13 protein-coding genes and 1 riboswitch are annotated in these 10,625 nt (G+C 55.1%); of the genes, 5 read left to right on the top strand and 8 right to left on the bottom strand.

Annotated elements, in window-relative coordinates; genetic code table 11:
- Positions 1 to 144: 144 nt before the first annotated feature.
- Positions 145 to 188: riboswitch (PreQ1 riboswitch) on the top strand.
- A 140-nt stretch (positions 189 to 328) separates the two neighbouring features.
- Complete coding sequence (queF, locus tag ACFPQ4_RS14550; protein WP_378112599.1) at positions 329 to 820, top strand: preQ(1) synthase; 492 nt, start codon at positions 329 to 331, stop codon at positions 818 to 820.
- 115 nt (positions 821 to 935) lie between these two features.
- Positions 936 to 1,487 (top strand): Hcp family type VI secretion system effector, encoded by a 552-nt coding sequence (locus ACFPQ4_RS14555; RefSeq protein WP_378112600.1) that lies wholly within the window; start codon positions 936 to 938, stop codon positions 1,485 to 1,487.
- Positions 1,488 to 1,546: 59 nt separating this feature from the next.
- On the opposite strand, the gene ACFPQ4_RS14560 is transcribed toward ACFPQ4_RS14555, so the two are convergent.
- Positions 1,547 to 2,818: a vWA domain-containing protein gene (locus ACFPQ4_RS14560; protein ID WP_378112601.1), complete on the bottom strand. Its 1,272-nt coding sequence runs from the start codon at positions 2,816 to 2,818 to the stop codon at positions 1,547 to 1,549.
- 111 nt (positions 2,819 to 2,929) lie between these two features.
- Between ACFPQ4_RS14560 and ACFPQ4_RS14565 the strand changes: the two genes are divergently transcribed.
- The gene (locus tag ACFPQ4_RS14565) at positions 2,930 to 3,496 is read left to right on the top strand and encodes a hypothetical protein (RefSeq protein ID WP_378112602.1); all 567 of its coding nucleotides are present in this window, start codon (positions 2,930 to 2,932) and stop codon (positions 3,494 to 3,496) included.
- Between the two features lie 290 nt (positions 3,497 to 3,786).
- Here the strand turns inward: ACFPQ4_RS14565 and ACFPQ4_RS14570 are convergent, their stop codons facing one another.
- From ACFPQ4_RS14570 to ACFPQ4_RS14580, 3 genes are read right to left on the bottom strand one after another with little or no spacing between them, the layout of a single operon-like run.
- Entirely contained in the window at positions 3,787 to 4,530 is a 744-nt protein-coding gene (locus ACFPQ4_RS14570) for a GNAT family N-acetyltransferase (RefSeq protein ID WP_378112603.1), read from the bottom strand.
- Complete coding sequence (locus ACFPQ4_RS14575; RefSeq protein WP_378112604.1) at positions 4,512 to 5,378, bottom strand: HAD family hydrolase; 867 nt, start codon at positions 5,376 to 5,378, stop codon at positions 4,512 to 4,514. Before ACFPQ4_RS14575 ends, ACFPQ4_RS14570 begins: the two co-directional genes overlap by 19 nt.
- A 43-nt stretch (positions 5,379 to 5,421) precedes the next feature.
- Entirely contained in the window at positions 5,422 to 6,273 is an 852-nt protein-coding gene (locus tag ACFPQ4_RS14580; protein WP_378112605.1) for a patatin-like phospholipase family protein, read from the bottom strand.
- Positions 6,274 to 6,438: 165 nt separating this feature from the next.
- On the opposite strand from ACFPQ4_RS14580, the gene ACFPQ4_RS14585 reads away from it, so the two are divergent.
- The gene (locus ACFPQ4_RS14585) at positions 6,439 to 7,596 is read left to right on the top strand and encodes an acyl-CoA dehydrogenase family protein (RefSeq protein ID WP_378112606.1); all 1,158 of its coding nucleotides are present in this window, start codon (positions 6,439 to 6,441) and stop codon (positions 7,594 to 7,596) included.
- Here ACFPQ4_RS14585 and ACFPQ4_RS14590 read toward each other — a convergent pair whose 3' ends face one another.
- Together ACFPQ4_RS14590 and ACFPQ4_RS14595 are read right to left on the bottom strand one after the other, a co-directional pair.
- Entirely contained in the window at positions 7,597 to 8,316 is a 720-nt protein-coding gene (locus ACFPQ4_RS14590; RefSeq protein ID WP_378112607.1) for a PIG-L family deacetylase, read from the bottom strand. It lies immediately after the preceding gene.
- Positions 8,313 to 8,624, bottom strand: a complete 312-nt coding sequence (locus ACFPQ4_RS14595) for a DUF1806 family protein (protein ID WP_378112608.1) — start codon at positions 8,622 to 8,624, stop codon at positions 8,313 to 8,315. The genes ACFPQ4_RS14590 and ACFPQ4_RS14595 overlap by 4 nt, the downstream gene beginning before the upstream one ends.
- Positions 8,625 to 8,768: 144 nt before the next feature.
- On the opposite strand from ACFPQ4_RS14595, the gene yyaC reads away from it, so the two are divergent.
- The gene (gene yyaC / locus ACFPQ4_RS14600; RefSeq protein WP_378112609.1) at positions 8,769 to 9,395 is read left to right on the top strand and encodes a spore protease YyaC; all 627 of its coding nucleotides are present in this window, start codon (positions 8,769 to 8,771) and stop codon (positions 9,393 to 9,395) included.
- Between the two features lie 83 nt (positions 9,396 to 9,478).
- On the opposite strand, the gene ACFPQ4_RS14605 is transcribed toward yyaC, so the two are convergent.
- Together ACFPQ4_RS14605 and ACFPQ4_RS14610 are read right to left on the bottom strand one after the other, a co-directional pair.
- Positions 9,479 to 10,075: a DJ-1/PfpI family protein gene (locus ACFPQ4_RS14605; protein WP_378112610.1), complete on the bottom strand. Its 597-nt coding sequence runs from the start codon at positions 10,073 to 10,075 to the stop codon at positions 9,479 to 9,481.
- A gap of 194 nt (positions 10,076 to 10,269) precedes the next feature.
- A complete protein-coding gene (locus tag ACFPQ4_RS14610) occupies positions 10,270 to 10,620 on the bottom strand; it encodes a DUF3243 domain-containing protein (RefSeq protein ID WP_378112611.1) in 351 nt (116 codons plus the stop codon).
- Positions 10,621 to 10,625 lie beyond the last annotated feature (5 nt).

Raw genomic sequence — 10,625 nt, forward strand, 5'->3', positions numbered from 1 at the left:
AATACCGACGCCAGCTTGTAGCCTAGGCTTTTTTATCTGTCCACTAAATGGGGTCTTGACCAGGATTGGCTGCCCAGGTTTATTTGTGCTATAGTACCCATGTAACTGAAGAAGAAAATCTGGACGGCGAATAATAAGGCTGTCTCAGGAGAGGTTCGCGAACTCCCTCTATAAAAAACTAAGGAAAACGCACAAGTCTTTCGCCGCCTAAGCCGCAGGCATCCACTGCCCTCCGGTTAGCGAACAGGTGCCGTTTTTTTCTTGTTCTTTTGCGGACAGAGCCGGTTCCCGACATCTCCTTCTTCCAATCGGAAAGGGGTTATTTTACATGCGCACCAAAGAAGAACTGCAAGACATCACGTTGCTCGGCAACCAAGGCACGAAGTATGAATTCGCGTACAACCCGCAAGTGCTGGAAGCCTTCGACAACAAGCATCCGAACCGGGATTACTTCGTTAAATTCAATTGCCCGGAGTTCACCAGCCTGTGCCCGATGACCGGTCAGCCGGATTTCGCCACCCTTTACATCTCGTACATTCCGGACAAGAAAATGGTCGAGAGCAAGGCGCTTAAGCTGTACTTGTTCAGCTTCCGCAACCACGGCGATTTCCACGAGGACTGCATGAACATCATCATGAACGACCTCATCAAGCTCATGGAGCCGCGGTATATCGAAGTGTGGGGCAAGTTCACACCACGCGGCGGCATCTCCATCGATCCTTACTGCAACTGGGGCCAACCCGGCACCAAGTTCGAGCAGATGGCGGAGTATCGCCTCATGAACCATGATCTGTATCCCGAGAAGATCGATAATCGGTAAAAATAGTTTGGCGGCTGCAAAATAGTTGTTCTACTCTAGCAACACCCCGAATATACTCTTGTGATGCTATTCATTATCTAAGGAGTGATATTCGATCAAGAAGCCGAGGAAAGTAATGCTAGCCTTCATAGTCGCCTGCGCGCTAGCTCTGACTTTCAGCACGTTCGCAGGTACCGCAGCATCGATTAACGAATCGCAACAACCGCTCAACTACGACATCTATTTGAAATTGGACGGGATCGACGGAGAATCGATTGTTAGAGGCTACGAAAAATGGATCCCTCTAGCCAGCGTTCAATTAGGCGTGACGAACGTCGTCAGCAGAACCAGTACGGGTATAGCAGCCGGCAAAGCGACGCCGGGTCCCTTAGTCATCATGAAGCGTCCCGATTCCTCAACTCTCCCAATCTTCCTTGCGATCACTTCGGGAAAAGTCATTCTCAAAGGTACGATTGCCTTCGTCAAGCCGGGAGTTTCGCCGGTAGCGCCGCTTACCTATGAGCTCGGCAATATTCTCGTATCCTCTTTCAGCACGGATAACGGGTTCGAGACGATCGAGCTCACTTACGATTCCATCGTTATCGGCTACGCGACGCAAAATGCGACCGGAACGCTGAATGCACCGGTTAAGGGCGGTTGGAACTTCGCTAAAAATATTAAGCTGTAAACGGTCAAAAAGCATGGTTGGGAGCCATTACTGGTTTCCCTCCATGCTTTTTTGGCATGCTATTTCCGCCGCAATTGCTTGTACTTCTGCTCATGCAGCTCCTTGCGCGTACGGCTGGAATACTCGAAGTTGTCGTCCAGCCGGGCGAACAGCTTCTCCGATGCCTCGGCCAGCGCCGGCGCTTCAAGCGCATCCGACATCATGCGCAATTGATCCGCCTGCTCGCGAAGCATCTGTTGTCCGGCCTGTAAATCTCCGCGGTCCATCGCCTCCATGGCCGACTCTATCGCTTTGGCGGACTGCGCAAACTCCACTTGCTGAAGCACTTTCACATCGCCGTTCATGTTCAACAATTCTGAGTCCGCCGTAAACTCCGCATGAACCTCGCAATGATAAGCGCAAGCCGACTTTGCTCCTCCCATTAAGTCCGTGTACTCCCATTCGAGCGTCAACACGGGGTGTCTTCCCGGCGAATGGGCGGCTACCGTCAACTCCACTAGAATCGCTTTTACCTCATTGCCGTATAAATCTCCCGCACTGATTTTCAACTCACCCGGGCATCGTTCAGTCGCGTATCCGTATACGTTCGTCACCGCCGCGCGATCCGTCGTTCGAAGCGTCAGCGTCATGCGGTTCGCGACGACCGACAGCATGCCTTCCAGCTCCTCTTGAAAAATCACCGGAATGCGCTCCGGCGTATCGATATAATAGAAGTTTCCTCCGCCTTGATACGAGATCGTCTCCATCAGCTCCTCGTCGAAGCGATCGCCGACGCCCATCGTACTAATGCCTACGCCGGAACCGTGATACTCCCGCGCAATCTCGGCTAACCTTTCCTTGCTCGTAATGCCCTGGTTCGCATGCCCGTCGGATAAAAGAATGACACGATTAACCGCTCTCGGCCTATCGTTCTTACCCGCCAAAACATGCCGCGAGCCCTCCATTAGTCCGCCGCTCAGGTTTGTACAGCTCCCGCTGCGGATACGTTCGATCCGCTGCTTAATGTCGTACTTATTCGCAACGGTGACTGGCGCAGGCGGAACAACCGTCCATACCTCGTCGTCGAACGCGACCAAGCTTAGCACGTCGCCTTCGTTCATCTGATCCACGACGTATTGGCAAGCTCGCTTGCTGTACGCGAGCGGCTTGCCCGACATCGACCCGCTGCGGTCGAGCACGAGCGAGACGTTAATCGGCGCTCTATCGGCTCGGACTTCTCCATGCCCTCTCGCTTCGAGGAGCAAGTAACATTTTCCGGCACCGCCGGTCGGCAAGTACGGTCGATTCCAACAATGGGTGAAAGTTACGGAAGAAGAATGCAAAGGTTGCATAATAGAGCCTCCTAATGGTCTTGTTCGGCATCGCCGTATGGCTTATGATTCCGAGTATAGACCGTAATAGGCCGGAACTTATTGCCTGCTACGCAACATGGAGGGAAGCGTATGTCGCAGCTCACGTTCGATATAATCAAGGAAGCTTTCCTTGCTGAGTTGAGGGGAGAAGTACAGGTAACGTCAGACATACTCTTTGAGGCCGAAGCGATCGGTTTCCCTATGCCCTCTGATTCGCGCGCGGCTCCCCATGCAACGTCGGACACGCACTTCTATCGACGGGCATCCCGCTTGCCCGACCTGATCGACCAAGCCAAGCAATCCGCGACCTTGGGTGCCTATATCCGTCGCAAAGCGCACCAAAGCGATAAGGTAACCTACCGAGCGGCCGCCTTCGAACAGGGTCAAATCAGCCGCGATTATTGGAGTAAGCTTCTGAACGACGAAATAAAGCCCTCCAAGGAAAAGATGCTTCGGGTCGCCGTACTTCTAAAACTCAACAACGAAGAATCGGAAGAAATGCTCGCCAAGGCAGGCTACGCCATGAGTCCGACCGACTTGCGGGACGTCGTCGTCTCATATTGTTTAAGAGAAGGACACTACGACTTCGTCGTTATCGAGCAACTGCTGGCGGATCACGAGATTCAATCGCTTTTCAACGATCGGAAAGGATCGTAGACGCCCCCTTCACACACGAAAGGATCTCATATTCCACTAAAGTGGAGTCTGAGATCCTTTTTGGTGCTCGCTGTAACCTCGCCAAACGATGCTACAGCCGCGAAACTCCAATTGTGCTCGCTGTAACCTCACCAAACGATGCTACAGCCGCGAAACTCCAATTGTGCTCGCTGTAACCTCGCCAAACGATGCTACAGCCGCAAAATTCCAATTGTGCTCGCTGTAACCTCGCCACCCTCGTAACTCGTGGACAAAAACCTCCTGCGCGCTTCTATTAATTCCATCAACTATTAGACACGTTTACGATAGGAGTATTCATAGATTGTCCTGTAATTCAGCTTCTCGTACAGTCTGTTGGCGGGAGGGTTATCCTTCAGCACCATGAGGTAACTTTTGTTCGCGCCGCCCTCTCTCGCCCAACGCAGGATATGACGGAGCAGTTGCTCTCCGCAGCCTCGGCCGCGGTGGTCGGGATGGGTGACGATATCGAACAATCCTACATACTCTTCGTTCGCGACGCCCAGACCGCAAGCTACCGGAGTATGCCCGTCATAGAGCGTGAAGAAGCCCGTCCGCATGAGCGGCCGCTCAAACAGCTTCATCGTCGTTCGTCCATCCCGCTCCGACATGCCGTTCATGGAGATCAGGCGGTTTACCCACTCTTCGGAGACCGACGGAGTCAAGCGGAGCTCGAACCGTGAATCGGGCTCCGGTACGGAGGATAGATCGTCCAGTTCCATGACGAGCGAAGGCTCGATCGTCTTGTATCCGCGCGCTTCCAGCAAGGGTTCGAGTTCGGGATGGATGAATGGCGTGATTTTGAAAATAACGGGTTGTCCCGCTTTATCGTAGATGTCCTCGCATAACGCGATCTTCTCGCTAAACGTCTGCTTGCCGCCCTCGTATAGCGGACTGATCGAATTCGACCGCTTCGTGTAGCCGTCCGCGAACCGCAGCAACCATCCGTCCATAAGTATCGTTTGCAGGGATGGCCACGCGTTGATCGAGAATTCTTCTATTTTGCCGGCAGCCATATCGCGAACCCCCTGTGATCTCTTTCTCCCCGTTCCGCCAAAAACTTCGCGACCCCGTCGTCATTGTTGCTTCCGATGACTCCCGTAGCCGCTAGCTTCACCGACTCGTGGGCATTGCTCACCGCATAGCATTCGTCGGCCGCCTCGAACATCGACAGATCGTTCAGATTGTCCCCGAAGCAGACCAGCTTATCGAAGCGGAATATTTCCTTTAAGCGCTGCGTCGCTTGCTTCTTGGTCGCCCGTTCGCTCGACACTTCGAGCCAATGGTAACCCGGCGCGTAAATATCCGGTCCGTAATGGCAAATACAGCCTCCCAAGCCGGACAGCTCGCCGTAGACGGCTTCGAGCCGATCCGGTGTCTCGATCGCGTTGACTGCGATGATTTTCTCGGTCAGACAGGCTACGTAGTCATCGACCAATTGGAACCTATCGCTCTCGCGTTTCAATCGGTCGGTGAAATAATATTCCTCGCTTTGGTTGAATACGCCGCGATAGTAGACCCGGGACTTCCCTTCGGAATTGACCGTGTACACGACGGGGTTAAGCCCCGCCTCCAGGTAACGCCCGGCAATCTTTCGTCCCAGCTCGCCCGATAAATAATGAGACTCCAGCGCTCGCCCGCTCTGCAGTTCGGTAATGAAGACACCGTTGATGAAAATACCCGGAAGCTGTAGGTTCAACCCCGCCAGCAGCGCTCGCGCCGATTCGTAGGAGCGCGCCGTCGCGACCGTGAAGCGAACGCCTTCATCGATCAGCCGATTGAGGATTCGGACCGATTCCGGATTAATTTGCTGATCATCGTTAAGCAGCGTTCCATCCATATCGGAGACGTATAACGTACTCATGTTCGATCCCCTCTCCTCCGAATGTTTTTAACATCTTTCGGAATTATCGCTCCATCCAGGCTTGCAATGACGGCATAATGTGCTTCGCGTCTTTGTATCCTTGCAAATATAAAGCATCGAGCTTGGCCGGATTGCGTTCCATCCGTCCGACCGCGAGCGGCTCCGTCGGCCGGATGACGAACGTGTTTCCGCATCGCTCCTGCTCGGCGATATAGTCTAACGTACCGTTATAAATAGCGTGCCTGCGCATCATCGTATCTACGAATGCCGGATATTTGCCGTAGGCGCGCTTCACTATCCACGAAAACCGATTGCGGGATTTGCGGTAATCCGCGTTGCGGGTGAGGATGACAATGTTGCGGTTATAGCCGTCCTTTTCCGCTTGGCGGAGCGGTATCGGATCTGAAATTCCGCCGTCCAACAACTGCTTGCCGCCGTACTCGACGATCGGCGCGATGAACGGCAGCGAGCTGGATGCCCGCAGCACCTTCAGCAGATCGAAGCCCGGATCGCTTTTACTATAGTAAATAGGCTCGCCGGTCTCGCAATCCGTCGTGCCGATGGCCAATTCTTCTTGGCCTTGCAGAAACGCATCATAATCGAAAGGAACGAGGGCGTTCGGGATTTCGTCGAAAATAAAATCCATGCCGAACAGCTGACCTTTGCGCCACAAATTTCTCCATGAGATATAACGAGGATCGCTCACCCAGTTGACGTTGACGACGCGATTGCGACCGAGCTGCCGGGACAAATAACTGGCCGCCATGCAAGCTCCCGCCGATACGCCGACCGTATAGGGAAAATACACATTATGCTCGGAGAAATATTCGAGTACGCCGGCCGTATAAATCCCGCGCATTCCTCCGCCTTCTAGCACTAACCCGATGGACGACATCGACTAAGCCTCCTTGCGCTGCTTCTGATTCTGTTCGATAGGCTATAGCCATTGTACGCATCGTCCATCGGGATAGTCAATTTACGCTATCGCTTACGGCTTATGTTGACTCGAAGACCAATAATTTCAATAATGGAATTGAAACTTAGAACGGGGTGACGTACTTTGCAACGATTAATCGATCAATATATACGCAATGAACAAGAGAGGGAGCGCGCGGCTTCGGTCGAGGCGCTGGCCGAACGGTTCGCCGCTCGCGCGCCCAAGCACGACCGGGAAGGCTCGTTCCCGTTCGATAACTTCGCCGACATGCGCGACGCCGGCTACTTGAAGCTTACGGTGCCGCGTCAATTCGGCGGAGACGAGATCTCGTTATACGAGATGGTTCAGCTGCAAGAGCGGCTCGCTTACGGGGACGGCTCGACCGCGTTGGCGGTCGGTTGGCATGTCGGCCAAGTGCTGCATTTGCGCACGTGCGGCAAATGGCCGGAGGAATTGTTCGCGGAGTTGTGCCGCGCTATCGTGCACGACGGCGCGATGATCAACACGTTCGCCAGCGAAGCGGCTTCGGGCAGCCCAAGCCGTGGCGGCAAACCCGAGACGACGGCAGTCCGAGAAGGAGACGGCTATCGCATCACCGGCCGCAAAACGTTCAGCACGCTGTCGCCGATTCTCGACCGGTTCGTCGTATCGGCGTATTTACCGGAAGAAGACAGCGTGGCCGAATTTCTCGTGCATAGGTCCGACCGAGTGACGATAGTCGAAACTTGGGATACGCTCGGCATGCGCGCCACAGGGAGCCATGATGTCGTGCTGGACGGCGCGTTCGCGGCGACGGATCATCGAATCACGGGCAAAGGGATCGACGATGCCGGCGGCTGGTTGCTCCATATTCCGGCTTGTTACGTCGGTATCGCCATCGCGGCGCGGGATTACGCGGTGCGGTTCGCGAAGACTTACCGCCCGAACCACCTGCAAGGGGTCATCGCGGATTTGCCGACCGTCCAGCAACAGATCGGTCTCATGGAAGCGGAAATCAGAACGGCCCGCTGCCTGCTATACGCGGCTGCGGACCGTTGGGATAATGAACCGGATAATCGGCCTAGCTTGAAGCCGGACCTCGGACTTGCCAAATACGTCGCGACGCACAATGCCCTTAAAGTCGTCGACATGGCGATGCGCATCGTGGGAGGCGCCAGCTTGGCGAAGAGCTCGCCGCTCGAACGCTATTACCGTGACGTTCGCGCGGGCTTGCACAACCCTCCGATGGACAATACGGTGCTTCAGATGTTAGCCGCGGGAGCGCTTGGCGAAAGCCGCTAGCTAACGCTTCGACGGCGGGAACAAGTCTTCGCCCGGGTGCGGCGGAATAGCCTTATTGCCCGCGATGAAATACTCGTACTTGCCGAACTTGGACAACGCTTGCTTATCCGGTCCCCATACCCAGCCGTCGATCTCGGTCTGGCAACGGTGCGCGCGGAATGCGGCAAGCTTGGCATCGTGATGCTTCGAAATATCGATTCTAACGATCGGGTTCGGATAATCATATCCGAACCTTTCCTGTGCGTTCGCCAGCGTATCGCCAAACGTAATGAAGAACAGCTCCGCGCCGCTGCGCTCCCGGGTCCGCTCGTGCGCGGCGGTCGTCACTTTGCCGATCGCGCAATGGTCGGGGTGCCCGCCCAATATTTCGTGGAAAGTCAGCACGACGTCGGGCTTGATTTCCTCGATCAGCGCCGCGATTCTCGACGTTAACAACTCCAGATCGATGAACTCCACCGTTTTGTCGCGAATATCAAAGAAGATCAGTTGTCGGACACCAAGCGCATCGCATGCGTTCCGCAGCTCCAGCTCTCTAACCTCCGGCATCGTCTCCCGATTCACGTAAGGGGGGTTGCCCATGCGGCGCCCCATCTCTCCCCGCGTCGCGCTAACTAGCGTGATGTCCACGTCCATGCTCGCATACTTCGCAAGCGTCCCGCCGCAGATGAACGTCTCGTCGTCCGGGTGGGCGAATACCGCCAATATCTTTCGCTTCGTCATTCCGGGAACGGCTCCTTTCCTAGCTCTAGCGCCACGTGCATTCTTCCTTGCTCGTCGAATCCGGCTAGCAGCAGCCTGCCTTGCGCGTCAATCTCGTAATGGGTAAGCCCCTCCATGCGGAGCCATCCGTGCCCTTCGAATCTTATCGCGACGCGATAGGGTCCCTCGCCCGCGACGGCGGTGTCCGTGATCTGAATGCGGAAGTTCCGCACGAACACGAACGACGTGGCTTCGCTGTGCAAATACGCATCGTGCGCGCGATACCCTCGAAGCGCGGTTTCCACGTCGCTTTTGATGATTTCCTTCATCGTCTCCATGCTCCTTTGCTGCTAATAAGTCGTATAAAATCAATTTACCACAAATTTATTTCCTCCCCCCAAATTCCGACACCTTTCTAATGATACATAATGTATCATTGCGATATTACGATCTTCTATCTAGGAAGTGATGTCGTGAACCTCATACCCGAATGGCCATTCCGTATAGCGGTTACGGACCCCGGCGCCTCGATTCGGCTAGCCGTTCAGCTTCGGAACTATCTCAAGCGCCTCCCGCCGGACAAGCGTATTGTCATCGTATGCATCGGCACCGACCGGTCCACCGGCGATTCGCTCGGCCCGCTCGTGGGAACGTCGCTCCGCAAATTCCGCAGTTCGACGTTCGACGTGTTCGGTACGCTGGAGGAACCGGTGCATGCGATGAACCTGGACGACACGATGGAAGGGATTCGCCTTACGATCGGTAATCCTTTCATCATCGGCGTCGACGCCTGTCTCGGAAGCGCCGCGAGCGTCGGCTCCATCGCCGTCGGCGAAGGTCCGTTGCGCCCCGGATCGGGAGTCGGTAAGAAGCTGACTCCGGTAGGAGATATTCATCTGACGGGCATCGTGAATCTCGGCGGCTTCATGGAACTCATGCTCCTGCAAAGCACGCGCCTATACCTCGTCTCGCGGATGGCCGATTTGATCGCGCGCAGCCTGCATCTGGCGTTAACGATTTTGCCGCGCGAAAACGAGTTGCCTCCGCTAATCTCGCGTCGGACGGATTCCGGAGCGCCGCTGGAATCACACTTGTACTGATCGGAAGCGAGCTGCGCTGATCTGAACGGATGCCAAAAAGCCGACGATCCCGGATCGTCGGCCTGTTATCGTACCCCTATGCATTAGTTCACAGAAGAAGATAATTCCTTGTTCGACGACGTCCGGCCGAGCAAATTCAGGAACTCGCGCATGAAGCCGGGAAGGTCGGGCCACGCGTGACCGGTAACGAGCCTGCCGTCCACGTGCAACGTCTCGCTCGCGTACTGCGCGCCGAGCGATTCGACTTCCAGCTTGCAAGCATTGTAAGCCGTCATCGTTCGGCCTTCGAAGGCGGAGCGGTTCGGAAGCGCCAAGAACACTTGCGCACCGTGGCAAATCGCGCCGATCGGCTTGTCGGCATCGAGAAAATGCTGAACGATGCGTGGCAGATCCGGATCGTTGCGAATAAATTCCGGCGCGCGTCCGCCCGGTATGATTAGCGCGTCGTAGTCGCCCGGCGCGACGTCCGCGAAGGAGATTTCGGCCGCCAACTGGTGAGCCGGCTTCTCCGTGTATGTGTCCCATCCGTCGACGAAATCGTGGCAAACCGTATATAGCGTCTTTTTCCTCGGCGCGGCGATTACCGCATCGTAGCCCTCTTCCTTCACCCGGAAAAACGGATAATAAACCTCCAGCACTTCCGCTCCGTCACCGGTCAAAATCAGCACCCGCTTGGACATCAAACACACTCCCAACTGTAAATTTATGTAACACAAATCTTATTATGAGTTGTCGTCGCGAGCGCGGTCAATGATCCGTAGGAACGGGGATTTGGCGTCGAAAAAAGGTCGATGCGTTCGTTTTCGACAGGTCGTCGCGGCCACAAATAAAGGGTGCCCCCACCGAATCCCTCGGTCGGGGCACCCTCGTCTCGTTAATGTTTGCGCTGCGGTTGAGCCATTCTTACGAGCAAGTGGGCGAGCATGTGCTGTTGCTCTTCGGTACCCGCCTTCCATAGCTCCTTCAGCAGCTTCTCCTCGCTATTGCGCGCATCCTCGTGATCGGCCAAGTAATCGGCGACCTCTTGAGCGATGACCGCGATTTGTTCCTCGCTTAAGCCAATACCTTGCGCCATTTTAATACGTCTGGCTAGATAACCCTTAAACTCGTCGAAATTTCGCAGGATGCGCTCTCTTTCCTCGGCGTCGATGTTCGATAGCGCGTTCTCTACGTTGCTTGGATGAATGTCTCCGTCTTTTTCCACGACATGGTTGAACTCGGACATGGTGC

It is taken from the genome of Cohnella yongneupensis (assembly GCF_042655785.1).
In the GTDB taxonomy this organism is placed as follows: domain Bacteria; phylum Bacillota; class Bacilli; order Paenibacillales; family Paenibacillaceae; genus Cohnella; species Cohnella yongneupensis.